Origin of the sequence: Tenacibaculum ascidiaceicola (genome assembly GCF_047470925.1) — a bacterium.
GTDB lineage: Bacteria > Bacteroidota > Bacteroidia > Flavobacteriales > Flavobacteriaceae > Polaribacter > Polaribacter discolor.
Genome location: NZ_JAZKJP010000007.1, coordinates 114238 through 141011, shown reverse-complemented (window position 1 = coordinate 141011; position 26774 = coordinate 114238). Strand labels below are relative to the sequence as shown.

The window sequence follows — 26774 nt, the reverse complement described above, 5'->3', positions numbered from 1 at the left end:
CTAGAAGAATGTAACCAAGCATGGCCAGAAGTGGTAAGCACTACTTGGACAGATAACTGTGGAATCGGAGGTGAGAAATCAGGAAGCCTAAACGGAGTAGCCGGAGAAGTAATGGCAGGTGAAGATGGTTGTACACAATACAGAGACTACACGTTCAATGCAACGGATGACTGTGGAAACCCAGCATCAGAAGTGGTAATCCGCGTAACCAGAATGTACGATGAAACTAATCCTGTAATAGTTGACTTACCTGAAAGTCTTGAGTTATGTGATGAAGGATTACCAGAAATGTTGAATGCTAGATGGACAGACAATTGTTCGGCTGGAGGAGATCTGACAGCGTATCCTACAAATATAAGAGAAGAAAGTTGTATTCAGTATGCAGATTATGTTTTCACGGCTACAGATGATTGTGGTAATAGTGTTACTGAAACTGTTACAATGTCAAATAAAACAGATTTATTTGAAAACTGTGAAACAGCTTTTGCAAGAGGTAATAATAACACTTGTTTCTTGAGTGATGGGTTTAATCGTTGGGGTTGGACAAATTATTTTGAAACAGAAGGAGTTTATACTTTACCATTATATTCTGGAGCAGCACAATGTGATGTTTCCAAAGGAGTACAATCAGGTGAGGTAACCATTACATATGATGGAGGGTATGTTTCAGTGGAATATAATCTGTTTGAAGGGTATGTAATGAGTGTAGCACATGTGTATATAGGATGTGAAAAGTACCCTATAAAGGGTAATAAAGAGACTGTAGCTCCTGGACAGTACAACTTCAATACTAAAAAATTAGATTATGCATCTAATTATACAGTAGGACCTATTGAAGCAAGTGGACCAATATATGTAATAGCTCATGCAGAAGTTTGTGAAGAAGTTTGTAGATGTAATGAGTCGATAGATAATAATGGAACTTTTACTCCTAGTGGTTCTGTAGCACCATGTGAAGAACCTGTTCAGGAACAAGTTCAAGAACCATTAAACTTTAGTGCTTACCCTGTTCCATTTGAAAATGAGTTGACAGTGGAGTATAATTATAAGTTTGATACCAATGTAGCTATCGAGATTTACACTATGAATGGTATTTTAATTAAAAGAGTTGAAAATAATTCTTATATCAAAGGAACTAAAGAGCAAATGATAATCGATATGTCAAATGTTCAAAATCAAGCTTTAATTGTAAGAGTGATTACAAGTAGAGGTGTTGTTAATAAGAAAATAATAGCAATGCGATCTAAGAAGAGAAAGTAATCTGAATTATGAATAGGGATCGTTTAGAGGAGTTTGATAAAAGGCTTCTCTAAACAAACCCTTAAAACTGAAACTAACCAAACAAAAGAAACGCTAAGATATTTATCTTAGCGTTTCTCCTTTATTAAAGTTTGTCTAAACTTTAAAAGTAAGCATTGGTTTTATTGACTTTTTAGATAAGTGTTTGGTGATACTTCCATTAAAAATATGAGATAAACCACTTCTTCCATGAGTAGCTAAAGCGATAATATCTGCATTTATTTTATTTGAAAAGTTTAAAATTCCTTTTTCGATTGAAGAATCATTATAAACGTTAATAGTGTAGTTTTTTAAATCATATTTTGCGATAAATTTTTTAATTCGTTTGTTGGTTTCTTGAGTGTTTTCAAATTTTTGAGGAGTATTTACTTTCAATAAGTTAATTTTACTGTCAAAATTTTGAGCAAAGTCTAAAAACCGTTCAAAAGCTTTAGTTTTATCAGGTTTAAAGCTTGAAGCAAAAACAAGATTTTTAGGAATGAAATGATCCCCATTTTTTTTAGTAACAATAACAGGGATTTCAGAATTTCTTACAACTTTCTCAGTGTTAGAACCTATAAGAATCTCTTCTAAGTTTGTGTGACCTTTGGCTCCCATAATAATAAGATCTGTTCCAATTTTTTTAGAATAATCTTGAATTCCATCAAAAGGACTCTGAAATCTGATAGCATGTTTGACATTGTCGTTTTTTGGAAAAAACTGTTTTTTGTAATCAAGCATTCTGTCACGAACTTTTCTAATATACAACATGCTTTCAGGGATACTAAAATTAGTTCCTGAGCCCATGTCTACAAATCCAGTAGGAAGCTCAACCATATGAAGTAGATGAACTTCGCTATTAGCTTTTTTAGCTATCGTCGAGGCTAGCTTCGAAGCATATTCCGAAGGTTTTGAAAAATCGATTGGTACTAGTATTTTTTTCATAATAAGAAGATTTAAAGAGAGATAGTCTTTTAAATATACGAAAAAACAATTAACAAATAAAAGATATTTGTGTGTTAATGAATAACTTACTATATTTGCAGCAAATTTATTAATCAGATAGATGAAGGGGACGAGAGTCCCCTCTTTTTATACCTAAGATGAATCAAGAACGAGTTAAAGAATTATTACAAGAAGCCTTAGAGGAAAACGAATCATTATATTTAATAGATTTACAGTTTTTGGCAGACAATAAAATAAAGGTAATAGTAGATGGTGATTCAGGTGTGCCTCTAAGTGAATGTATTCGTATTAGTAGAAATATAGAACACAATTTAGACAGAGAAGAAGAAGATTTCTCGTTAGAAGTCACTACACCAGATATAGCTCAACCATTAACAGTTAAGCGTCAGTATAAAAAGAACATAAACAGAATTCTAAAAGTTAAAACAGCAACTGAAGAATTTGAAGGAACATTAACCGAGGTAACAGAAAACACTATTACCTTGTTTTGGAAAGCAAGAGAGCCTAAGCCAATAGGTAAAGGGAAGCATACGGTAGAGAAAACAAAAACACTAGCGTATCAAGATATTAAAGAAGCAAAAGTGAAGATCATATTTTAATTAGAGAATGAAATGGAAAATATTGCGTTAATTGAATCATTTTCGGAGTTTAAAGATAATAAAAGCATAGACAGAGTAACATTAATGTCTATCTTAGAAGAAGTGTTTCGTGCAGCCTTAAAACGTAGGTTTGGGTCTGACGAAAACTTTGATATCATTATCAACCCAGATAAAGGAGATTTAGAGATTTGGAGAAATAGAGTGGTGGTAGCAGATGGAATGTCTGAAGACGATAATGAGGAAATTGAACTTTCAGAAGCAAGAAAAATTGAACCAGATTTTGAAATTGGTGAAGATGTTTCTGAAGAAGTAAAGCTAGTAGATTTAGGAAGACGTGCTATTTTAGCATTGCGTCAAAACTTAATATCTAAAATTCACGAACACGATAGTACAAACGTTTTCAAGCAATTTAAAGATTTAGAAGGAGAAATTTATAGTGCAGAAGTGCATCATATTCGTCATAATGCTGTAATTTTGTTGGATGACGAAGGAAATGAGATTGTTTTACCTAAGAGTGAACAAATTCGTTCTGACTTCTTTAGAAAAGGAGATGCAGTTAGAGGAGTGATAAAATCAGTAGAGTTAAGAGGTAACAAACCAGCTATTATTTTATCAAGAACTTCGCCAGCGTTCTTAGTGAAATTATTTGAACAAGAAATTCCTGAAGTTTTCGACGGTTTAATTACTATTGAAGGTGTTGCAAGAATTCCTGGAGACAAAGCAAAAATAGCAGTAGATTCTTATGATGATAGAATTGATCCTGTTGGAGCTTGTGTTGGTGTAAAAGGTTCTCGTATTCACGGTATCGTTCGTGAGTTAGGTAATGAGAATATTGATGTAATCAATTACACTAAAAACGAGCAGTTGTTCGTAGCAAGAGCATTAAGTCCTGCTAAAGTAACTTCAGTAGATATTCAGATGTATGACGAAGAGAAGAATGGTAAAAAAGGACGTGTAAATGTTTTATTAAAGCCAGAAGAAGTATCAAAAGCAATTGGTAGAGCTGGTGTTAATATTCGTTTAGCAAGTGAATTAACAGGTTACGAAATAGACGTTCAAAGAGAAGGAATAGAAGAAGAAGATGTTGAATTAACAGAATTCTCAGATGAAATCGAAGCTTGGGTAATTGAAGAATTCAAGAAGATTGGTTTAGATACAGCAAAGAGCGTTTTAGAAAAAGACGTATCAATGTTAGTACAGAGAACCGATTTAGAAGAAGAAACAATTTTAGATGTTCAACGAATTTTAAGAGAAGAATTCGAAGACTAATATATAGTAAGGAAGCTAGTTTCCTTTGTGGGTAATCCATGTAAAATCTAGCAAAAAGTAGAAAAAAAGCATAACTATGCGTGTTGCGTGTAAAGTGTGTTTTTTCAATAAAAAGTATAAAACAATATATGGCTGAAGGCAAAAAATTAAGACTAAATAAAGTTTTAAGAGAACTAAACATTTCTTTAGATAGAGCTGTAGAACACCTAGCTAAAAATGGCTATGAGATAGAAGCTCGCCCTACTACCAAAATATCAGACAAAGAGTATCAAATTTTATTTGATGGTTTTCAAACTGATAAATCTAAAAAGGTGGCCTCTAAAGAAGTTAGCGAAGAAAAGAAAAAAGAGAAAGAGGCAATACGTCAGCAATTAGAGCAAGAGCAAGAAAAAAAGCGATTAGAAGAAGAAGTTAAAAAACAAGAAGTTTTAAAAGCCAAAGCAGATAAGTTAGAACTTAAAACTGTAGGTAAAATAGATGTTGAAACTGGTAAAGCTGTTGAAGAAAAAACAGAAGTAGCTAAACCAGTTGAGCCTACAAAAAAAGAGGAGAAGGTAGAGGAACCTAAGAAAGAAGAGCCTGTTAAACCAGTTCAAGAAACTAAAAAAGTTGAAGAACCAGTAAAAGTAAAGACAGAAGAGAAAAAGCCAGAGCCTCCAAAAACAGAAAAACCGAAGGAAATAACAACAGTTAATACTCCTAAGAAGGAAGTGAAAAAAGAACAGCCTAAAGAAGTAAAAAAGACTGTTGAAAAAAAGGTTAAAGAGGTGAAGCAATCAGAAAAAGAAACTGAGGTTACTCCAGAAAATGCTGAGAAAATAAAAACTCAGTATAAGAAATTAGATGGTCCTAGTTTTACAGGTCAAAAAATTGATTTAAAACAATTTGAAAGACCTAAAAAGAAAAAGCCAGAAGCTAAGACAGACGGAGATAAGAAGAAACGTAAGAGAATTAGCAAACCAGGAGCGCCAGGTTCAGGAGCAAAACCTCAAGGAAATAATAGAGGAGGTCAAAGCCGAGGAGGCCAAAGAGGTGGAAACCGAGGAGGTCAAAGAGGTAGAAGACCAGCTACAGCTCCAAAAGAAGAATTAACAGAAGCACAAATCCAAAAACAAGTTAGAGAAACCTTAGAAAAACTTCAAGGTAAATCTAAAAAAGGAAAAGGTGCAAAATATCGTAGAGATAAAAGAGATGCTCACCGTCAGCAAAGTGAAGCTGAATTACAAGCAGCGCAAGCTGAAAGTAAGGTATTAAAAGTAACAGAATTTGTTACAGTAAGTGAAGTAGCTACGATGATGGATGTTCCTGTTACTCAAATTATTTCTAGTTGTATGATGCTAGGAATGATGGTAACAATGAACCAACGTTTAGATGCTGAAACATTACAAATTGTTGCCGAAGAGTTTAACTACACTGTAGAGTTTGTTGGGGCTGAAGTAGAGGAATCTATTGAAGAAACTGAAGATAAACCAGAAGATTTAGTTACTCGTGCTCCAATTATTACAGTAATGGGTCACGTAGATCACGGTAAAACATCGTTATTAGATTACATCCGTAATGCGAATGTAATAGAAGGAGAATCTGGAGGTATTACCCAGCACATTGGAGCTTATGCCGTAAATGTTGGAGATCAAAAAATAGCCTTCTTAGATACACCAGGTCACGAAGCCTTTACAGCGATGCGTGCTCGTGGAGCTCAAGTAACAGATTTAGTAATTATCGTAGTAGCTGCTGATGATGATGTAATGCCACAAACAAAAGAGGCAATTTCTCACGCACAAGCAGCAGGAGTTCCAATTATTTTCGCAATAAACAAGATAGATAAGCCTAACGCTAATCCAGATAATATTAAAACACAACTTTCTTCTATGAACTTATTAGTAGAAGATTGGGGAGGTAACATTCAATCACAAGAAATTTCTGCTAAAACAGGACAGGGGGTTGATGAACTACTAGAAAAAGTATTATTAGAAGCTGAAGTATTAGAGTTAAAAGCAAACCCTAATAAGAATGCAAATGGAGCTGTTGTTGAAGCTTTATTAGATAAAGGTAGAGGATACGTATCTACAATATTAGTGCAAGCAGGTACATTAAAAATTGGAGATTACATCTTAGCAGGAAAACATAGTGGAAAAGTAAGAGCTATGTTTGATGATAAAGGAAGAAAAGTATTAGAAGCAGGACCTTCTACACCGGTGTCAATTTTAGGTTTAGATGGAGCGCCACAAGCAGGTGATAAATTCAATGTATTTGAAGATGAGCGTGAAGCGAAGCAAATAGCAGCTAAACGTTCTCAATTACAACGTGAACAATCAGTTAGAACACAAAAAACACTAACACTTGCAGAAATTGGTCGTCGTATTGCGTTAGGAGACTTCAAAGAATTAAACATCATCTTAAAAGGAGATGTTGATGGTTCAGTAGAAGCTTTAACAGATTCATTCCAAAAATTATCTACAGAAGAAATTCAAGTAAATATAATTCATAAAGGAGTTGGAGCAATTACAGAGTCTGATGTGTTATTAGCTACTGCCTCAGATGCAATTATCGTTGGATTTAATGTACGTCCGCAAGGAAACGCTCGTTCAGTTGCAGATAGAGAGGAAGTTGATATCAGAACATATTCAATTATCTATGATGCTATCAATGACTTGAAAGATGCAATGGAAGGTATGTTATCTCCAGAAATGAAAGAAGAAGTTCTTGGTAATGTAGAAATTAGAGAAGTTTATAAGATTTCTAAGATTGGTAACATTGCAGGATGTATGGTAATCTCAGGAAAAATTACAAGAGACTCTAAAGTTCGTGTAATTAGAGATGGAATTGTAGTTCATGATGGTGTATTAACTTCATTAAAACGTTTTAAAGACGATGTTAAAGAGGTAACTAAAGGATACGATTGTGGTCTTCAAATTAAAGGATATAATGATATTAAAGAAGGTGATACATTAGAAGCTTATACTGAAGTTGCAGTTAAGAAAAAGCTTAAGTAATTACTTATTTAATATACAATATAAAAGGTGCCTAATTAGGCACCTTTTTTTGTGCTTGATGACTAAAAATGACTTTTTTTACTCTCTTCATTACTAAGTGTTTTAAAAAAGACATCTTTATCCATTATTACTCGCAAGTGATATTTAAAGGGAGTAAGGTGTTGTAAATGAGCAAGAAAAAAAAATTTTGATTGTGTGTTGAAAATTATATATTGCGTATCGTTAAAAAAACCTTCAAATTATTGTTTATGTAATAAAATATTAACAGTTTATCTTTTTTAAAGGTATTTTGTTTGTAATTTTTAACAAAACAAACAACACTTTTAGTGTTTATAATATTAATTTTTAAACATTCAGAACATGAAAAGAATTTTTCTTACCATGGCAATTGCTGCTGGAATTTTAGTAGGTTGTCAAACAAATGAACAAAATCCAAATTTAGAGCCAGAAGCTGAAGTATCAACTTTACAAAAGGCAGAAAAACAATGTTTTGCTAATGATGTTCTAGAAGCAAATATGGCTAACGACCCTAGCTTAAAAAGCAAAATGGAGAACATCGAAAATTTTACTGCATCTTACTTACAAAAAGTTAAATCTGGAGATGTTCAAGCTAGGTTAGTAAATGGAAAAATACAAATACCAGTAGTTTATCATGTAATTTATCGTCAAGCAAGTGAGAACTTATCATTATCGGTATTGCAAGACCAAATTGATGCATTGAACGAAGACTTTAATATGCAGAATCCTAACAGAGGAGCAATGCCTGCTGAGTTTGCAGGAGTTGAAGCAAATGTAAATATCGATTTTGTTATTGAGGATGTAATTAGAGTTCAAAATACAAAAAAGAGAAGCTGGAGACCAGATGATTCAATGAAATTTACTTCTTCAGGAGGTAGTGATGTTGTTAATCCACAAGAATTTTTAAATATCTGGATTGTAAACGTTATGCCATATAGAGGAGGACAAATTTTAGGATACGCACAGTTTCCAGGAGGTAGTTGGTCTACAGACGGTGTAGTTTTAGCACATAGTTTTGTTGGTCGTAACCAAAGAACAGCAACGCATGAAGTTGGTCACTATTTAAACTTACGTCACATTTGGGGTGATGGAGGATGTGGTGCTAGCGATTTTGTTGCTGATACTCCAGACGCTGACGGAAATAGTAGAGGATGCCCTACTTACCCAGTAATTGAGTGTGGTAGTGCTAACATGACGATGAACTTTATGGATTATTCTGACGATAGCTGTATGTATATGTTTACAGAAGGTCAAAAAGCTAGAATGGATGCAGTATTTGCTCCAGGAGGGTTTAGAGCTACTATGGCAGACTAGTCTGTTTTAATACGAAATTCATATATTAAGACGTTCTTTATTTAAAAGAGCGTCTTTTTATTATCATAAACTAAAAAGTAAGAATAGATGAAATACTTAAAAATAATAGTACCTGTAGTGTTTTTATTAATGATGAATTGTGCAGCACAGAATAAAACAAAAGAGTTTGATAAAATAGCTTATGAAGCTCAAACAAGGGGAAGTTTGGTGCAGTTAACTATTGAAGGAAATAAGTTATCATACAAAACGTATCAAAAGGAAGGAACTAAAGAAGTAACTAAAGAACAGTTAGAAGAGCTAAAAAGGATAGTTAATGAGTTGAATTTAGATAAAATAAGCGATTTAAAGGCGCCAAGTGAAAAAAGAATAACAGATGGGGCTTTGCATGCTGAATTAACTATTAAAATAGCTGATAAGGAATATAAATCAAGCACATTCGATGCTGGTAATCCGCCAAAAGAATTAAAAAAACTAGAAGATTTATTATACAGTCTTTCTGATTTAAAAGAATAATAAAAAACCGAGCAATTTGCTCGGTTTTTTTATTTATAACTAAAGTTAAGCTATTATAATCCAGCTTCTCTCCAAGACCAAGTTGAGATGTCAACTTTAGTTCCTGTTTTATAATCAGCTGTAGTAGAGGCAGCTTCTCCGTCAATTACAACGTTTGCTAAAGGACCACCATCTTTCATGTCGATGTTCATATCATATCCTTCTAACCAAATGTTAGTAATAGTAGCTCCAGAAGTCTTTTTAAACTGTAAAGCTGTACCACCAACAGTAGAAATAGCTGTTAGGTTTTCAAACTGAGGATTGTTATTAACTTTATCTCCTTCAAAAGCAGTTGAGAAACCAGCAATAGTATGAGAAATATAAGTATTAGTTACTTTTCCGTTCCATCCTTCTGTCCAGTCTACAGAATCATCTTCGTTATTTTCTAAGTATAGGTTAGTTGCAGAAACAGTTCCTCCAAAAAACTCAACTCCATCATCAGCACCGTTAATTACAGCAATGTTTTCAACAACAGTTCCAGAACCTACTGAATAGAAAGAAACTCCGTTATATTGAGATTCAGTGTTAATTTGTGCTCCAGTACCTTTAATTACTAAGTTTTTAATAACTCCTGAATTATCATCGTCTTGAGTACCACCGTAGATAAATCCTCCAACTTCAGCAGTAACATCTGTACCAGCAGAAGTTGTTGCTTTACCACAGATAGTTAAACCACCCCAATCTCCTGGCTTACCAGCAGCAGATGCCATTACTACAGGAGCATCAACAGTACCATTAATGTTAATCTTTCCACCTTGTAAAACAGCGATATAAACATCAGTTCCTTTTGGGTCAACGATAATTTTTGTACCAGCTTCAATGTTTAAAGTAGCTCCGTCTTTTACGATATAAGAACCAGTTAAGTTATAAGTTTTATCAGAAGTTAACGTTACATTTCCTGTAACCTCACCTACTAAAGGAGTAATTTCAACGATTTCTCCATTGATAAAAGACCAACCAGAAATGTCAACTTTAGTTCCAGTTTTGTATTCAGTATCTAATTTTGCCGCTTCTCCTTCGATAATTACGTTTGCTAAAGGACCACCGTCTTTCATATCAATATTGTCATCATATCCTTCTAAGAATAAGTTTGTAATAGTAGCACCAGATTGCTTTTTAAATTGTAAAGCAGTACCACCAACAATTGACTTAGCTGTTAAGTTAACTAATTTAGGGTTTTTGTTGTCTTTATCAGCTTCTACAACAGTTGAAAAACCAGCTTTGGTATTTACAACATAAGAGTTTTCAACTGTACCATTCCATCCTTCAGTCCAATCAATAGCATCGTCTTCTAAGTTTTCTAAATATATATTTTTAGCTGAAACAGTTCCTCCAAAGAACTCAACTCCATCGTCAGCTCCATCAAAAACAGCAATGTTTTCAACAGTAGTTCCTGAACCTACAGAATAGAAAGAAACTCCATTGTATTGAGACTCTGTATTAATTTGTGCTCCAGTACCTTTAATTACTAAGTTTTTAATAACTCCAGAGTTATCATCGTCTTGAGTACCACCGTAAATAAATCCTCCAACTTCAGCAGTAACATTAGTACCAGCAGTAGTAGTAGCTTTTCCACAGATAGTTAAACCACCCCAATCACCAGGTTTACCATCGCTAGAACTCATAACTACAGGGTTGCTATTGGTTCCGTTAATGTTGATTTTACCACCTTGTAAAACGGCGATATAAACATCAGTTCCTTTTGCGTCTGCAACAATACTAGTTCCAGCAGGAATAGTTAAAGTAGCTCCATCTTTTATAACAAAAGAGCTAGTTAATGAATAAGAGGCGTTTGATAATGTATAATCTTCTGAAAGTTCACCACTCATGATTCCGTTTTGTAATTTCTCTACAACATTAGAAACGTCTGGAGGTAAAATTGCAGGGTCATCGCTACCACAACTTGTAAAAGTTAAAGCTGCAGCAGAAAGAGCTGCTATACTTAATAATTTAAATGATCTTTTCATTTTTGATTTCTTTAGTTTAATTTTATTGTACAAATTAATAACCTCTGGTTTTTGTTTCTTTTAAGTGAATATTAATTGATTGTTATATAAAGCAACAAATATTAATTTAAAGTTAATGAAGCTTAGAATGTGTAATTTAAGCTTAAAGAAACCTGTCTTCCTTTTTTATAAGAAAGCACTGTTTCATTAGTTTCAATTAAAGTGTTTAAATCACGAACTAATTGAGTTTGCTCAATTTTTGGGTTCAATAAGTTTTTACCAATTAACTTAGCTGTAAATCCTTTAAAAATTTGTTTGCTTAATACAAGATCTAGAGTTATAAACCCTTTTTCAATAATTTCGTCGTTATAAAGAGTGGCACTATTATCAAAATCTTCAGGCGCACCTAATGCATAAATTTTATCAGAAGCATAGTTACCTGTTAGAGTTGCAATGAATTCATTTTCTTTATTGTTAGAGTAGCTTAAAGAACCATTAACAATAAAGTCTGAAGCTCCCTGTAATTCAGACTCAGATTTTCCTTTAAACTGGTATCTAGGAGATAAGTCTTGGTTAAACCACATCTTAGTTAGATTAGCGGTAGCATTTAATACAGTTTCTTCGTCTTCGTTCTTTAAAAGGTCTAATCTACCTTCAACTTCAAAACCTAAAATATCAGCTTGCTCACCTGTGTTGAAAAACTTAAAGTAACCTGAAGAACCTTGTTCTTGTGTTAAGTTTATTGGGTTGTTAATTTGTTTGTAAAAAGCTGTAGCAGAAATTAATTGGCTTCTATTAGGGAAAAATTCCCACTTTAAATCAACATTATAGACATCAGATTTTTCTAAACTTTCATTACCTCCGATGACACGGCCTGTAGGAGAAACATATTCGAATGGAGATAATTCTTTAAATTCAGGTAGTGTTTGAGTCACACTTGATGCAAAACGGATAAAGTTTCTATCGTTTAATTCATATTTTAAATTTACACTAGGGTACAAACTTTCGTAAACTCTATTTGTTGATCCAAATCTACCAGGACGGTTTGCTACGTTCCAAGCCATATCAATTTCGTCTCTTTCAAAACGTAAACCAATATTACCAGATAATTTGTTGTCAAATTTAAAGTCGAAGTTTGTGTAAGCTGCTAAAACAAATAACTCTCCTTGGTATAAATCTGGTTGTTGTTCTCTTAAAATTAAACCAGCATTAGTTCCTTGTTGTAAAGTTTCTGAGATTTGATCAACAGAAGGAGCTGTGAAGCCTTTAGCTCTAAACCCTATAAACAAAGAGTTAAAAGATCTTTCTTTTTTACGGAAATTTAATCCGTAGTTTAATTTATAAGGCTTGTCTTCGTATTCATCAGTGACATGTCCTAAAGACCACTGGTTCTCAATAAAAGCATTGTATTCAGTATCTTCAATTTTTTGAGAAGATTTTCGTTGTTGATAATCTCCAACATGAGCAAATTGAACTAATGGACTAGAGTCAATATCTAATATGTTTACTTCATTTCTAATACGGTTTGGTTCTTCTGCTAAAACAAAGTTGTAACCTGTTGCCCAGTTTAATTGATTGTTTTTATTCCATTTATGTTCACCCATTAATTGGTTTACAAACATGGTAGTTTGCTTAAAGTTTTGATCTCTAACAAAAGCCCCCTCTTCTTGTGGATCTTGATCAAATACATATCCTTCTCCATTTCTACCTTGCTCATATAACCCATCCTCACCTTTGTTAACAAACAAAGTGTTATACTTTAATTTGTTGTTGTCGTTTAATTTTAGGTCAACTCTTATGTAACCAGTAGAGTTTGTTTTAGAAATGAAATTTTCAACATCCGTAAATGAGTTATTTAATACATTAGATCTGTAAGATTTAAATAAACCATTTCTGTATTCAGATGATTTAGAATGCGAAGCAGAAGCTAAGATTTTCCATTCTTTATTAAATAAATTGAATCTTTTTGCTCCTGATAATGAAATTCCATAGTTAATTGGTGTTTCACCTTTTTTAGTATCCCATCCCTGTATAGTCATTAGGTTTTGAAGAGCAAACTTTTTTTGATGGAAGCCAAAAGTTACATCATCATTAATAATAGTACTTCTAAAATTATTAACTTCAATTGCGTTAGTGTTAACACCTCCTTTAATACCTATAGAAAACATATCTTTTGTGTATTCTTTAGAAGTTATATCAACATTTCCAGAAGCTTGATCAGCATAGCTTGAGGTAGCGTATGTTTTACTAATACCTACGTTTTGTATAACGTTTGTATTGAATAAACTTAAGTTAACATTTTTATTACTTACATCATCAGAAGGAATTGGTAACCCATTCATTGTTGTAGATAAATATCTGTCACCTAAACCACGAATGTAAATGTCACCTGATCCTTCACTTTTGTTAACACCAGAGATTTTTGTAGTGGCAGCAGCGGCATCACTAACTCCTTTTTTAGCTAGTTCTTGTGCACCAATACTTTCTTTAATTACAGTAGCTTTCTTTTGTTCTAATAATAATGCAGTTTCTTTTTCTCTACTAACTGTGGCGTTAATTTTAACCTCGTCTAATGCAACCCCTTCATTAGCTCCTAATTCTTGATTAACTGTAGTTGTTTCGTTTTCTTTTATTACTATTTGTTTTTCAATAGTTTGGTAACCAACGAAACTAAAAACAATAGTTTGATTTCCTGTAGGTACACTAAGAGTGTACTTACCATCCATATCGGTTGTCCCCCCGATAGAAGTACCTTTAATAAAGACATTAGCAAAAGGTAAGGCCTCTCCGCTCATTTCTTTGTCAGTAACTGTACCAGTAACAGTACCTTTGCTTTGAGAAAATGCTAGATTACATAAGCTTAAAAAAGCTATAAATAATATTTTTTTCATTCTAATCTTTGAATTCTGTTTATTTATCCCGCAAAATTCAAGTTAAATAGTAAAGCTAATGTTATGTAGGAATTACGTTTGTATTATTAGAATGTTTATTTAACGTTAACTGGATTTAGGTATGTTATTAAAGTATTAATTGTTTGTAAATTTAACGCCAAAAACAAAGGTTCTTGGTGTAGCAGGACCGTAAATAAAATTACTATCACGCTCTTTACCTATATCAAATTTTGATTGATATTCATCAAAAATATTTTTAATTCCGGCAGTAAATTCTAAGTCAGTTTTCAGTTTTTCTATATTAAGCGTATAGCTGCTGTTAATACCTAAATTAAAAAAAGAAGGAGAGTTAAAGTACTCGTCTGCGGTTAGGTTTTGAGGAGAAGCTAAGTGTAGTACTTCCATACTACCTGTATATACTAAGTTTAATGCTGTTTTAAATTTTTGGTTTGGTGTATAGGTTGCTGTAGCGTATCCATAGGTGTTAGGAGTACGTAAAAATTCTTTTTTTAAAGGTAGTTCATCTGAATTGTTAACAGCTGAGTTATATTTACTAGACTGATAAGTGAAGCCTGCATCTAATTGTAAAATTCCATCATAGTTTAAGCGTGTTTCTAAAGTAATTCCTTTAACTACTGCACCATCACCATTTCTTTTTTCAAAAACTTCACCAAATTCATCTTCTCCAATAGATTCTAAATAAAAAGCATCTTTTAAGTTAGTATAAAAACTTTCAAAAGTGAACCCGTAGATATAATGTTCGGTAGGTTTATCGTAATTAAAGGATAAAGTATAACTATTAGAACGTTCTCTTTTTAAGTCGTCAGATAATAGTACCCGTGAAACTCCACCTCCAGCAAAAGCAATATGTAAATCAGTGTCAAAAGCTTGTGGAGCTCTAAATCCGGTTCCCCATGTTCCTCTAACTTGGGTGTTTTCAAAGGGTTTGAATAACAAAGATACTCTTGGGCTGGCAACATTATTTACAATAGTCTTTTTAGTTCCGTCTTGCTTTAAAGCATTTAATTTATGATTGTCGTAACGAATACCTGTTAGTAAATTTAATTGTTTATTTACTTCCCAATCACTTTGAAAAAAGAACCCAAAGTTCTGAGTTAATTGATCCACTTTATATTCGTATGCTTCAATAATATCAAAAACATCATCTTGTACAAATTCACCACCTAAAGTTAGCACGTTGTTTCCTCCTAAAAACTTCTCTAATTGATGATTGAATTGTAACCCTCCTTGAAAAGTAGTTGTTACTGAGTTACCATAAGGAGGTTTAGCCAGGTGCTTAGTATCTTCATCAGTACCAACGTCTGGTCGAATTCCAGTATAGTGTTCTCTATCGGTATATTGTGTAGCAAAATAAGTAATGATTGAACTTTTATCATCATTAAAATTGATTTGGTAATCAATGTTTCCTACATATACATCGTGTACACGTTCTTCCGATTGCATTGCAAAATGAGGGGCTTTATCAACCATTTCTCCACCATAACGGTACTCATTCATTTTGCTAAAGTTGATTTCTATTTTTTGATTATCTGTAGGAAGGAAAAATAAGTTAGTTCCAAATGAATTATTCTTCAATTCAGGCAATTCGGAAAAGTTATCACCGTTAGCATCGTACAATTCTCTTTTTCTATTATTAATAAAAAATGAAGCGCCAGCATTCCTGTCTTCATTTACTATGGTAGCATTTCCAGCAATTATGTGATCTGAAGCTCCTTTAATGTTTTGATAGGTGTAACCTATGCTGTAATTATTTTTTTTCGGAATTTTCGTAATAACATTTACTGTACCACCAATAGCGCTCGAGCCATATAAGGCAGACCCACCACCACGAACAACTTCTATTCGTTCAATCATATTAGTAGGAACTTGTTCTAAACCATATAATCCAGTTAGTGGACTGAAGATAGGACGACCGTTAATTAAAATTTGAGAATATCCACCAGCTAAACCATTCATACGAAGTTGCGTATAGTTACAAGTCTGACAATCGGTTTCTACACGTAAACCAGTTTGAAACTTTAAACCTTCTGATAAATTACATGCTTGTACATCTGCCAGAGTTTGACTGTTGATTACATTAACTATAACTGGGCTATTAGTTCTGCGTTTATCGGTACGAGTCCCGGTAACAGTAACTTGATCTAAAATTTCTGCAGTTTCAGTTAATGTGAAATTAACTATTTTTTCTTGAGAAGAGTGTAGGATAACAGTTTTTCTTTCTGATATAAAACCAATCATTGAAGCAACTAAAATGAATTTATTTTTCGTTGTTTCTAATATATAGTTCCCAGACTCATCTGTGGTGGTCCCAATATCTGTTCCTTTTATAAATACATTAACAAAGGGAATTGTTTCTCCTGAAGAAGAAGTAACTTTTCCCTTAATTACTTGTCCATTTACAATGCTTGATAATAATATAACTGCTAAGGCAATATGATTTCTCATGTTGAAAATAGTTTCCTGTTGAATAATTTTTTAAAATAAAAATTTATGCAAATATAAATTAATTTTTAGTCAAGACTAAAAATATGTTTAATTAAATCAAAAACTATATATTTGTATATCTAAAAAAATCATAATGTTTAGTCAATCTGAAGAAAACTACATAAAAACAATGTATCATTTAGCAGCTGATTATAAAAAAGGTATCAGTACAAATGCAATAGCAAAAAAATTAGATACTAAAGCTTCTTCAGTTACTGATATGGTTAAAAAGCTATCAGAAAAAAACGTAGTGAGTTATAAAAAGTACCAAGGAGTAACATTAACTGATTTTGGAAAAAAAATAGCAGCAAATATTGTTCGTAAGCATAGATTATGGGAAGTTTTTTTAGTAGATAAATTAAACTTTTCTTGGGATGAAGTGCATGAAGTAGCGGAACAATTAGAGCATATAAAATCTCCAAAATTAATTAATGAGCTGGATGCTTTTTTAGATTATCCAAAAAGAGATCCACATGGAGATCCTATTCCAGATAAAGAAGGAAACCTGCAAATAATAGAAAAAAGCTTGTTGTCTACTTTAAAGAAAAATGAAATAGGAGTTTGTGTTGGTGTTGATGATAGCTCTTCAGAATTTCTACGTTTTTTAGATAAACAAGAAATCGCCTTAGGAAAACAAATAAAAGTAGTGGAAAAAGAACCTTTTGATGGTTCTTTAGTTATAGAGATGGATGGTAAAACACTTTCCGTATCTAACAAAATAGCAAGTAACTTATATATTCAAAAATCACGTTAAAGAAACAATATTTTTATAAATGAATTTATTTAATCAATTAGTTAGCTTTGGGAAAGAACACCCTATTCAAGCAGCGTTATATGCTTCATTATTTACTTGGGGGTTAACTGCTTTAGGAGCAGCATTAGTTTTCTTTTTTAAAAGAATGAACCGAGCCGTTTTAGACGGGATGCTTGGTTTTACAGGAGGAGTGATGGTTGCTGCAAGTTTTTGGAGTTTATTAGCACCAGCAATTGATAACAGTCCAGGAGAAGGGTTTGTAAAAGTACTACCTTCAGCAGTAGGTTTTGCCCTGGGAGCATTGGCTTTATTTGGAATGGATAAATTGTTGCCTCACTTGCATATAAACTTTAAAGAGCATGAAGTGGAAGGTGTGAAAACAGATTGGCATAAAACCACTTTGCTAGTTTTGGCAATAACCTTACATAACATTCCAGAAGGATTAGCTGTAGGTGTTTTGTTTGGGGCTGCTTCAACATTGGCAGGAGTTGAGCAAACAGAAATGATTATTGCTGCCATTTCATTAGCTATTGGTATAGGAATTCAAAATTTTCCAGAAGGATTTGCAGTAGCTATGCCTTTGAGAAGACAAGGAATAAGTCGTTTTAAAAGTTTTTGGTTCGGGCAATTGTCAGCTATTGTAGAGCCAGTAGCAGCAGTTTTAGGAGCGGTAGCAGTATCGTTTTTTACACCTATTTTACCATATGCTTTGGCGTTTGCAGCAGGAGCAATGATTTTTGTAGTAGTTGAAGAAGTAATTCCAGAAACACAACGAGATAAATATACCGACATTGCAACTCTAGGTTTTATAGGTGGATTTATAGTAATGATGTCTTTAGACGTTGGTTTAGGGTAGAGATTAAATAAGAATAAACTTAAAAAGCTAAACAAATCCTGTTTAGCTTTTTGTATTTTGCATAAAATTTAATTAGTGCAGCAACCATCAATTTTTCAAGTATACAATGCCTCGGCAGGTAGTGGTAAAACTTTTACGTTAGTAAAAGAATACCTGAAGGTATTACTACAATCCGAAGATATTTTTCGTTTTCAAAAAATATTAGCAATTACGTTTACTAACAAAGCAGCAGGAGAAATGAAAGAGCGTGTGTTGGATAACCTGCAAGATTTTGCTGATGGAGAAAGCAATGACTTACTAGAAATTATTTTAGAAGAAACTTCACTTGATAGAACCGTAGTAAAAAGTCGAAGCAAAAAAATATTAGATGAAATTCTTCGAAACTATTCTGCGTTTTCAATCACTACAATTGATAGTTTTACTCATAAAATAATTAAAAGTTTTGCCTACGATTTAGGATTGCCTTTAAATTTTGAAGTGGAAATGGATGCTGTTTCTTTGTTGAATGAAGCGGTAGATGTGCTAATTTCAAAAATAGGAAGTGATGAAATATTGACTAAATTATTGATAGACTTTTCTCTAGATAAGGCAGATGATGATAAATCTTGGGATATTTCTCGTGAATTAAATGAGTTTTCCAAAATTTTGTTGAATGAAGATGATACTAAGCACTTTAAAAAACTAGCTAATAAACAACTTACTGATTTTACCGATTTAAAAACCAAGCTTTCAAAACATCAAATACATATAAAAAATAGATGGAAAGAGGTTGGAGAAGAAGCATTGAGAGTGATTGAATCTGTACAGTTAGATCATAAAGATTTTTATCGATCGATGTTACCAAATCATTTTGTAGCACTAGCCAATAATCCTGAAAAAGCAAAGTTTTTTGATCAAAGTAAATTAAGAGAACGAATTGAGGAGAGTAATTTTTATTCCAAATCAAAGTCAGAAGACGTAAAATCTGCTATTGAAGGAGTTTTACCAGAACTACTGAAGTTATATACAAAATCGGAACAATTATATCAACAGTTTTCAATGAATAAGTTAGCATTGAAAAGTATTATTCCGTTAGCAGTTTTAAACAATATCAATCAGGAATTAACCCATTTAAAAGAAGAAAATAATTTAAGATTGAATGCTGAATTTAATCAGCTAATTTCGGAAAACATTAAAGACCAACCAGCACCTTTTATTTATGAGCGAATTGGACAGCGGTTTATGCATTATTTTATTGATGAAATGCAAGACACATCAACCTTGCAATGGCAAAATTTAATTCCGCTAATAGACAATGCGTTAGCACAAGAAAATAGTAATTTGTTATTGGTAGGTGATGGAAAACAAGCAATTTATCGTTGGCGTGGAGGGAAATCAGAACAATTTATAGGGTTAGGTTCAGAAAAAGACAATCCATTTCAAATTTCTAAAGAAGTAAAGACTTTAGAAACTAATTTTAGAAGTTATGCTCAGGTGATTAACTTTAATAATCAGTTTTTTCAACATACTGCAAATTTCTTACAGAATGACTCTTATAAACAATTGTTTGTTGAAGGGAATAAACAGTTAACAACAGCTAAAAAGGGAGGTTTTGTCTCGCTTTCTTTTTTAGAAAAAGAAGAAGATAAAGAGCAAGAGAAAAATAAATATCCGAAGAAGATTCTAGAACTTGTTAAAAATTTAGAGGCTGAATTTTCGTTGGATGAAATTTGTATACTAGTTCGAAAAAAGAAAGATGGAATTGCAGTAGCGAATTATTTATCTGAAAATGGAATTGATATAGTTTCTTCGGAAACATTACTATTAGAAAATAGTTCAAAAGTTAACTTTATAGTAAATACGCTACAGGTAATTCAGCATCCAAATGATAAAGAGACCTGTTTAGAAATGTTGTACTTTTTGCATGAACATTTAAAGGTCTTAGAAGATAAACATTCGTTTATAGCTAAGTTAATACATCAGCCTAATGAAGCTGTTTTTCAAGAATTAAAAAATTATGAAACATCCTTTGAATTGTCAATATTCCATCAGTTGCCTTTTTATGAAAAAATAGAGGAAATTATTAGAGGGTTTCAATTAGTCACTTCTTCAGATGCTTATGTGCAATTTTTTTTAGATGTAGTTCTGGAACAACAACGAAAAGGAACAAGTATTCAAGAATTTTTAGATTACTGGTCAGAGAAAAAAGATAAACTAAGTATTGTAGCTCCAGAAAGTGGAAATGCGGTACAAGTAATGACAATTCATAAATCAAAAGGGTTAGAATTTCCAGTAGTTATTTTTCCGTATGATTTAGATGTGTATCGACAAATAAATCCTAAAGTTTGGTTAAATGAATTGCCAGAGAATTACGACGGATTTAAAGAATTACTTGTTCCCTTTAATAAAGATTTGAATTATGTGAATGATAGAGGTTCTGAGATTTACCAGCAACAAAGAGAAGAATTAGAGCTAGATAATTTCAATTTATTATATGTAGCACTCACAAGAGCTGTGGAGCAATTATTTATTGTAACAGAAAAGAAAATTTCATCCAAAGGGGAAGAAAACACGAATTTTTACTCAGGAGTATTTATTAACTATCTAAAAAAGGTATGTGAATGGAATGATGAGGTTTTAGAATATTCCTTTGGGAATAAAGAAAGGGTAAGTGTTTTAAAGGAGAAAACATCAGGAGTTCAAATACAAGAAGGTTTTATATCCACGCCGTGGAAAGAACATAATATTCGCATGTTAGCAAGTGCATCAAAATTGTGGGATACCGAGCAAGGTAAAGCTATTGAATTTGGTAATTTGATTCATGAAATGATGGCAGAAATTATTACAAAAGACGATATTGAAAAGGTTGTTTATCGTTATGAACAACAAGGAATTTTGCCTCAAGAAAAATCATCTGAAGTAATAAAAAGCATACAGCAAATAGTAAATCATCCCGAGCTAAAAGAATATTTTTCTGAAGAAGTTGTAGTGTTTAACGAGAGAGAAATTGTAGATGTTGATGGACAAATAGTAATCCCAGACAGGTTGATTTTTAATCAAGATAACGAAGTGATAATTATTGATTATAAAACAGGAAAACCGTCTAAAGCATATCATCAGCAATTATTGCGATATGGAAGAGTATTACAAACGTTGAATTTTAAGGTGTTGAAAAAACTACTTATATATATAGACGAAGAAATTTTGGTTGAAGAAGTATAACAACTAACTTTGAACTTTTTATAGCAAACAACTTTCAAACATAAATTATGTACGGGAAAATAAAAGAACAATTACAACAAGAAATTCAGGATATAAAAGATGCTGGATTATATAAATCAGAACGTATAATTACTTCATCACAAGATGCAGTGATTAAAATATCTACAGGAGAAGAAGTAGTTAATTTTTGTGCTAATAACTATTTAGGATTGTCAAATCATCCAGAAGTAATTCAAGCTGCAAAAGATACCATGGATACACATGGTTTTGGAATGTCGTCTGTACGTTTTATCTGTGGAACACAAGATATTCATAAGCAATTAGAGCAAAAGATTGCAGATTTTTATACCACAGAAGATACCATTTTATATGCGGCAGCTTTTGATGCAAACGGAGGAGTTTTTGAGCCTTTGTTAACTAAAGAGGATGCTATTATTTCTGATAGTTTAAATCACGCATCTATCATTGATGGAGTTCGTTTGTGTAAAGCAGCACGTTATCGTTATAATAACAACGACATGGCTTCTTTAGAGGAACAGCTAATTGAAGCGAACAAACAAGGACATCGTTTTAAAATTATTGTAACTGATGGTGTTTTTTCTATGGACGGAATTGTAGCAAAGCTCGATGAAATTTGTGATTTAGCAGATAAATATGACGCTATGGTGATGGTTGATGAATGTCATGCAGCTGGGTTTATTGGAAAAACAGGACGTGGAACTGTAGAATTGAAAAATGTAATGGATCGTGTAGATATTGTTACAGGAACCTTAGGTAAAGCACTTGGAGGAGCTATGGGAGGATATACTACAGGTAAAAAAGAGATTATTGAAATTTTACGTCAACGTTCACGTCCGTATTTATTTTCAAACTCATTAGCACCAGCAATTGTAGGAGCTTCATTAAAAGTATTTGATTTATTATCTAATGATACTACATTACGTGATAAATTAGAATGGAATACAAACTATTTCCGTGAAGAAATGGAAAAAGCAGGTTTTGATTTAGTAGGAGCTGATGCTGCAATTGTGCCAGTGATGTTGTATGATGCAAAATTGTCGCAAACTATGGCAAATAAGTTATTAGAAGAAGGAATTTATGTAATAGGTTTCTTTTATCCTGTAGTTCCAAAAGAGCAAGCAAGGATTCGAGTTCAATTATCAGCAGCTCATGAAAAAGAACATTTAGATAAGGCTATAAACGCATTTATCAAGGTTGGAAAAGAGTTGAAAGTGATATAAAATAGTCGGTCAAAAACTTGCATTTATTGTAAGTTTTTGTAGATTTGTTTTTGTAAATAAGTTTGAACAACTTACATTTGCGTAATATATAAACGAACTTTTAATTTAAATTTTTAATAATGAAACAATTAAAATTAGCTGTGATGGCTTTATTTGCGTTTGCTGCAGTAAACGTTAGCGCACAGGATTCAGACAACCCTTGGGCGGTTGGTTTCGGGGTTAACGCAGTAGACGTTAGGATCCCTTCAGATTTTGGAGATTATGCTAAAGATTATATCGGTACTAGTGACTGGAATATCTTACCATCAATTTCAAGAGTAACTGTTGATAGATACTTAAATGATGGATTTACATTACAATTAGCAGGATCTTTAAACAAGATTGAAACTTTCCGTACAGAAGATGATATGGATGAGCTTTACTGGGCTATCGATGCTAACGTAAAGTATGACTTAAACAACTTAGTAGGTAACACTGGTTGGTGGGATCCTTATGTATACGTTGGTGGAGGTTATACTTCTTTAGCTGATGAAGGTGAAGGTATGTTAAATGCTGGTGCTGGATTCAACGTTTGGTTTAACGATAACTTAGGTTTAAATTTCCAAACAGGAGGAAAGAAAGAATTTGCTGATAAAGTAAGAGATCACTTCCAACACTCAATTGGTTTAGTATTTAAGTTCGGAGGAAAAGATACTGACGGAGACGGAGTATATGATAAAGATGATGCTTGTCCAGAAGTTGCTGGATTAAAAGAATTCAACGGATGTCCTGATACTGACGGAGATGGAATCAAAGATTCTGACGATGCTTGTCCAGAAGTTGCTGGTTTAGCTGCATTAAACGGTTGTCCTGATGCTGATGGTGATGGTATCGCTGATAAAGATGATGCTTGTCCAACTGAAAAAGGAACTAAAGCTAATAACGGTTGTCCTGATGCTGATGGAGACGGTGTTGTAGACGGAAAAGATAAGTGTCCAAACGAAGCTGGTCCAGCTGCTAACAACGGATGCCCTTGGCCAGATACTGACGGAGACGGAGTATTAGACAAAGATGATAAATGTCCAAACGAAGCAGGTGTAGCATCTAACAATGGATGTCCTGAAGTAGTAATCAAAGAAGAAGCTGTTAAGAAATTAAACGAGTTTGCAAGAGCTATCTACTTTAACTCAGGTAAGACTTCATTCAGAACAGGAGTTACTGGTAAATTAGATTTAATCGCTGGAATTATGAAGGAGTACCCTAAAGCTAACTTTAGCATTCAAGGTCACACTGATAGTTCAGGATCTAACACTTTAAACCAAAGATTATCTGAAAAAAGAGCTAAAGCTGTTTTAGATTACTTAATCACTAAAGGAGGAATCGATTCAAAAAGATTAACTTCTGCTGGATTTGGTGAAGACTACCCAATTGCTGATAACAAAACAAGAGCTGGTAGAGCTGAAAACAGACGTGTTGAGATTAAATTAGTAAAGTAATTTAATTACAATTATTATATCAATAAAGGCCTCACATTCGTGAGGCTTTTTTTTATGGAAAAATACTTCGAAAGGTTTTTTAAATTCCACTAAAAAAATTACCTTTGCACCTTGAAAAAATGAGTTAAAACTCATATAGTAAATAAAATAACTTTAATTACATATAGTAATGTCTACAATAACAGGTAAAGTTTCTCAAATTATTGGTCCAGTAATCGATGTTGAGTTTAATACAGAAAATGCTGAATTACCAAAGATTTATGATTCGTTAGAAATTAAAAAAGCAGACGGTTCAACTTTAGTTTTAGAAGTTCAACAACACATTGGTGAAGATACAGTTCGTACCATTTCTATGGATGCAACTGATGGTTTACAAAGAGGGCAAGAAGTAGTTGCTACTGGTAACCCAATTCAAATGCCAATAGGTAATGATATCTACGGTCGTTTATTTAATGTAACAGGTGATGCTATTGATGGATTAGGAGATTTACCTAAAGAAGGTGAAGCTGGTTTGCCAATTCACCGTCAAGCTCCAAAATTTGAAGAATTATCAACTTCTACCGAAGTGTTATTTACTGGAATTAAAGTAATTGATTTAATTGAGCCTTATGCAAAAGGAGGTAAAATTGGATTATTTGGTGGAGCAGGAGTAGGAAAAACAGTATTAATTCAGGAGTTAATTAATAACATTGCAAAAGGACACGGAGGTTTATCTGTATTTGCAGGAGTTGGAGAAAGAACTCGTGAAGGAAACGATTTATTACGTGAGATGTTAGAATCTGGAATTATCAAGTATGGTGATGATTTCATGCACTCTATGGAAGATGGAGGATGGGATTTATCAAAAGTTGATAAGCCTGGAATGAGAGATTCAAAGGCAACTTTCGTATTCGGTCAGATGAATGAGCCACCTGGAGCACGTGCTCGTGTAGCTTTATCTGGATTAACAATTGCTGAGTATTTCCGTGATGGAGCTGGTGAAGCTCAAGGAAAAGACGTATTATTCTTCGTTGATAATATCTTCCGTTTTACTCAAGCAGGTTCTGAGGTATCGGCTTTATTAGGTCGTATGCCATCGGCGGTAGGTTACCAACCAACATTAGCAACAGAGATGGGAGCAATGCAAGAGCGTATTACCTCTACTAAAAAAGGATCTATTACATCTGTACAAGCGGTTTACGTACCTGCGGATGACTTAACAGATCCAGCACCAGCAACAACATTTGCTCACTTAGATGCTACTACAGTATTATCTCGTAAGATTGCCGAATTAGGTATTTACCCAGCGGTAGATCCATTAGATTCTACTTCAAGAATTTTAACTGCTGACATTTTAGGAGATGAGCACTATGACTGTGCGCAAAGAGTAAAAGAAATTTTACAACGTTATAAAGAATTACAAGATATTATCGCAATTTTAGGTATGGAAGAATTATCTGAAGAAGATAAATTAGTAGTTCACAGAGCTCGTCGTGTACAACGTTTCTTATCTCAACCATTCCACGTAGCAGAACAGTTTACAGGAATACCAGGTGTATTAGTAGATATTAAAGATACTATCAAAGGATTCAACATGATCATGGATGGAGAATTAGATAAGTATCCTGAAGCAGCATTCAACTTAAAAGGATCAATTCAAGAAGCAATTGATGCTGGAGAGAAAATGTTAGCAGAAGCGTAATTAATTGCCTTAAGCAAAAGCTTAAAGCCTAAAGCATTAAAGTATGTATTTAGAAATTGTAACACCAGAAGCTATCTTATTTTCATCTGAAGTTGATTCAGTAGTAGTGCCAGGTGTAAATGGAGAATTCCAAATGTTAAATAATCACGCACCGGTGGTGTCTATTTTAAATGAAGGAAGAGTAAAAGTACATGTACATACTCAAGAGCATTTAGTTTTTGATGATTTACATGGAAGCATCGAAAGGTTACCTGAAGATGATAAAGTTTTGACTTTAAAAATAAAATCAGGAACTATAGAAATGAAAGATAATAAAGTAATTATTCTTGCAGACTAATACATTTTATCATTATAAAATAAAAAGCAACCAAATTTGGTTGCTTTTTTTTATTCAATAAAGTATAGGACATTGAATTTAACTATCTTTGCAGTGATGAATGGAATATTTTTATTTATTGGAGGACCAGAGATTTTTGTAATCTTGTTAATCGTAGTCATGTTGTTTGGAGCGGATAAAATTCCTGAAATAGCAAGAGGACTAGGAAAAGGTATGCGTCAAATTAAAGATGCAACAAATGACATTAAACGAGAGATTAATGACAGTGCAAAAAATCAAGGTATAGATACAGATTTTGTTAAAGATATAAACAACGAAATTAACGAAGTAAAAGATAATATTGATGATTTTACAGGCCCTATAAAAAGAAGCCGTTAAATCAAATAAAATTGACATAGTTCTTACATACTATGCCAATTTTATTTTTGTAGTATTTTTTACTTGCTTCATTACGAACGAGCTTTGAATGTTCGAAATTACTTCTAATTGCGATAACTTTTTCAATACAAAATCTTGATATTCGTTCATGTCTTTTAAAACAACTTTTAGTAAAAAATCATAGACTCCAGCTATATAAGATACTTCTACTATTTCATCTATTTTAGACATATATTCTTCAAACTCTTTAAAAGCACTTTCTTGATGTTTTACTAAGGTGACTTGACAATAAACAATTAAACTTTTGTCAATTGTTTCTAAGTTTACTAAAGCAACATATTTATCTATTATTCCGTTAGCTTCCATCTTCTTTACACGCTCATGAGTAGGCGTTATAGATAGATTTACTTTGTAGGCTAGTTGTTTTATAGATTGCTTACAGTCTTTTTGTAGTTCTTCTAAAAGTTTTTTATCTACACTATCTAGTTGATGCATGGTATGTTTTTCTGTTTTAAAGTGG

At 32.9% G+C, this 26774-nt stretch carries 19 protein-coding genes; 14 read left to right on the top strand and 5 right to left on the bottom strand.

The genetic code is table 11. The annotated features are described in order from the left end of the window. Positions 1–1260 (top strand): hypothetical protein (locus tag VBY68_RS08295; protein WP_415269441.1); only part of this gene is annotated, 1260 nt, incomplete at its 5' end. A gap of 135 nt (positions 1261–1395) precedes the next feature. Here the strand turns inward: VBY68_RS08295 and VBY68_RS08290 are convergent. After that, a complete protein-coding gene (locus tag VBY68_RS08290; protein WP_124589752.1) occupies positions 1396–2223 on the bottom strand; it encodes a universal stress protein in 828 nt (275 codons plus the stop codon). Between the two features lie 158 nt (positions 2224–2381). Here VBY68_RS08290 and rimP point away from each other — a divergent pair, with 158 nt between their 5' ends. The 5 genes from rimP (at position 2382) to VBY68_RS08265 (ending at position 8950) form a co-directional block, all read left to right on the top strand. Beyond that, positions 2382–2843, top strand: coding sequence for a ribosome assembly cofactor RimP (gene rimP, locus VBY68_RS08285; protein ID WP_099214727.1), 462 nt, complete (start codon positions 2382–2384; stop codon positions 2841–2843). Positions 2844–2855: 12 nt separating this feature from the next. After that, positions 2856–4112, top strand: a complete 1257-nt coding sequence (gene nusA / locus VBY68_RS08280; protein WP_099214726.1) for a transcription termination factor NusA — start codon at positions 2856–2858, stop codon at positions 4110–4112. A 128-nt stretch (positions 4113–4240) separates the two neighbouring features. After that, positions 4241–7105: a translation initiation factor IF-2 gene (gene infB, locus VBY68_RS08275; RefSeq protein ID WP_415269440.1), complete on the top strand. Its 2865-nt coding sequence runs from the start codon at positions 4241–4243 to the stop codon at positions 7103–7105. 360 nt (positions 7106–7465) lie between these two features. Beyond that, positions 7466–8437, top strand: a complete 972-nt coding sequence (locus tag VBY68_RS08270) for a zinc metalloprotease (protein ID WP_121148499.1) — start codon at positions 7466–7468, stop codon at positions 8435–8437. 87 nt (positions 8438–8524) lie between these two features. Continuing rightward, positions 8525–8950 carry a hypothetical protein gene (locus VBY68_RS08265; RefSeq protein WP_124589750.1) on the top strand — a complete coding sequence of 142 codons (426 nt, stop codon included), beginning with the start codon at positions 8525–8527 and terminating at the stop codon, positions 8948–8950. Positions 8951–9003: 53 nt separating this feature from the next. On the opposite strand, the gene VBY68_RS08260 is transcribed toward VBY68_RS08265, so the two are convergent. The 3 genes from VBY68_RS08260 to VBY68_RS08250 form a co-directional block, all read right to left on the bottom strand. Beyond that, positions 9004–10956, bottom strand: a complete 1953-nt coding sequence (locus VBY68_RS08260; RefSeq protein ID WP_415269439.1) for a hypothetical protein — start codon at positions 10954–10956, stop codon at positions 9004–9006. 122 nt (positions 10957–11078) lie between these two features. Next, positions 11079–13826 (bottom strand): TonB-dependent receptor, encoded by a 2748-nt coding sequence (locus tag VBY68_RS08255; protein ID WP_124589744.1) that lies wholly within the window; start codon positions 13824–13826, stop codon positions 11079–11081. Between the two features lie 135 nt (positions 13827–13961). Next, the gene (locus tag VBY68_RS08250) at positions 13962–16292 is read right to left on the bottom strand and encodes a TonB-dependent receptor (protein WP_124589742.1); all 2331 of its coding nucleotides are present in this window, start codon (positions 16290–16292) and stop codon (positions 13962–13964) included. Between the two features lie 133 nt (positions 16293–16425). Between VBY68_RS08250 and VBY68_RS08245 the strand changes: the two genes are divergently transcribed. The 8 genes from VBY68_RS08245 (at position 16426) to VBY68_RS08210 (ending at position 26254) form a co-directional block, all read left to right on the top strand. Further along, positions 16426–17085 carry a metal-dependent transcriptional regulator gene (locus VBY68_RS08245; RefSeq protein ID WP_099214718.1) on the top strand — a complete coding sequence of 220 codons (660 nt, stop codon included), beginning with the start codon at positions 16426–16428 and terminating at the stop codon, positions 17083–17085. Positions 17086–17104: 19 nt separating this feature from the next. Continuing rightward, positions 17105–17941 (top strand): ZIP family metal transporter, encoded by an 837-nt coding sequence (locus VBY68_RS08240; RefSeq protein WP_124589739.1) that lies wholly within the window; start codon positions 17105–17107, stop codon positions 17939–17941. Positions 17942–18016: 75 nt separating this feature from the next. Next, positions 18017–21142 carry a UvrD-helicase domain-containing protein gene (locus tag VBY68_RS08235; RefSeq protein WP_415269438.1) on the top strand — a complete coding sequence of 1042 codons (3126 nt, stop codon included), beginning with the start codon at positions 18017–18019 and terminating at the stop codon, positions 21140–21142. Between the two features lie 47 nt (positions 21143–21189). Beyond that, on the top strand, positions 21190–22383 hold the full coding sequence (kbl, locus tag VBY68_RS08230; RefSeq protein ID WP_099214715.1) for a glycine C-acetyltransferase: 1194 nt from the start codon (positions 21190–21192) through the stop codon (positions 22381–22383). Between the two features lie 119 nt (positions 22384–22502). Continuing rightward, the gene (locus tag VBY68_RS08225) at positions 22503–23858 is read left to right on the top strand and encodes an OmpA family protein (RefSeq protein ID WP_415269437.1); all 1356 of its coding nucleotides are present in this window, start codon (positions 22503–22505) and stop codon (positions 23856–23858) included. A 169-nt stretch (positions 23859–24027) separates the two neighbouring features. Then, positions 24028–25539, top strand: coding sequence for a F0F1 ATP synthase subunit beta (gene atpD, locus VBY68_RS08220; protein ID WP_099214713.1), 1512 nt, complete (start codon positions 24028–24030; stop codon positions 25537–25539). A 43-nt stretch (positions 25540–25582) separates the two neighbouring features. Next, positions 25583–25876, top strand: a complete 294-nt coding sequence (locus VBY68_RS08215) for a FoF1 ATP synthase subunit delta/epsilon (protein ID WP_028892144.1) — start codon at positions 25583–25585, stop codon at positions 25874–25876. 96 nt (positions 25877–25972) lie between these two features. Next, complete coding sequence (locus VBY68_RS08210; protein ID WP_028892145.1) at positions 25973–26254, top strand: Sec-independent protein translocase subunit TatA/TatB; 282 nt, start codon at positions 25973–25975, stop codon at positions 26252–26254. A 30-nt stretch (positions 26255–26284) separates the two neighbouring features. Here the strand turns inward: VBY68_RS08210 and VBY68_RS08205 are convergent, their stop codons facing one another. Then, entirely contained in the window at positions 26285–26749 is a 465-nt protein-coding gene (locus VBY68_RS08205) for an Lrp/AsnC family transcriptional regulator (RefSeq protein ID WP_099215218.1), read from the bottom strand. Positions 26750–26774: the final 25 nt, after the last annotated feature.

Bases quoted from the DNA above. Each gene is read 5' to 3' on its own strand.
- atpD (WP_099214713.1), top strand. From the start codon at position 24,028: ATGTCTACAATAACAGGTAAAGTTTCTCAAATTATTGGTCCAGTAATC.
- VBY68_RS08225 (WP_415269437.1), top strand. From the start codon at position 22,503: ATGAAACAATTAAAATTAGCTGTGATGGCTTTATTTGCGTTTGCTGCA.
- nusA (WP_099214726.1), top strand. From the start codon at position 2,856: ATGGAAAATATTGCGTTAATTGAATCATTTTCGGAGTTTAAAGATAAT.
- rimP (WP_099214727.1), top strand. From the start codon at position 2,382: ATGAATCAAGAACGAGTTAAAGAATTATTACAAGAAGCCTTAGAGGAA.
- VBY68_RS08255 (WP_124589744.1), bottom strand. From the start codon at position 13,826: ATGAAAAAAATATTATTTATAGCTTTTTTAAGCTTATGTAATCTAGCA.
- infB (WP_415269440.1), top strand. From the start codon at position 4,241: ATGGCTGAAGGCAAAAAATTAAGACTAAATAAAGTTTTAAGAGAACTA.
- VBY68_RS08215 (WP_028892144.1), top strand. From the start codon at position 25,583: ATGTATTTAGAAATTGTAACACCAGAAGCTATCTTATTTTCATCTGAA.
- VBY68_RS08270 (WP_121148499.1), top strand. From the start codon at position 7,466: ATGAAAAGAATTTTTCTTACCATGGCAATTGCTGCTGGAATTTTAGTA.
- kbl (WP_099214715.1), top strand. From the start codon at position 21,190: ATGTACGGGAAAATAAAAGAACAATTACAACAAGAAATTCAGGATATA.
- VBY68_RS08260 (WP_415269439.1), bottom strand. From the start codon at position 10,956: ATGAAAAGATCATTTAAATTATTAAGTATAGCAGCTCTTTCTGCTGCA.
- VBY68_RS08290 (WP_124589752.1), bottom strand. From the start codon at position 2,223: ATGAAAAAAATACTAGTACCAATCGATTTTTCAAAACCTTCGGAATAT.
- VBY68_RS08265 (WP_124589750.1), top strand. From the start codon at position 8,525: ATGAAATACTTAAAAATAATAGTACCTGTAGTGTTTTTATTAATGATG.
- VBY68_RS08240 (WP_124589739.1), top strand. From the start codon at position 17,105: ATGAATTTATTTAATCAATTAGTTAGCTTTGGGAAAGAACACCCTATT.
- VBY68_RS08210 (WP_028892145.1), top strand. From the start codon at position 25,973: ATGAATGGAATATTTTTATTTATTGGAGGACCAGAGATTTTTGTAATC.
- VBY68_RS08245 (WP_099214718.1), top strand. From the start codon at position 16,426: ATGTTTAGTCAATCTGAAGAAAACTACATAAAAACAATGTATCATTTA.
- VBY68_RS08205 (WP_099215218.1), bottom strand. From the start codon at position 26,749: ATGCATCAACTAGATAGTGTAGATAAAAAACTTTTAGAAGAACTACAA.
- VBY68_RS08250 (WP_124589742.1), bottom strand. From the start codon at position 16,292: ATGAGAAATCATATTGCCTTAGCAGTTATATTATTATCAAGCATTGTA.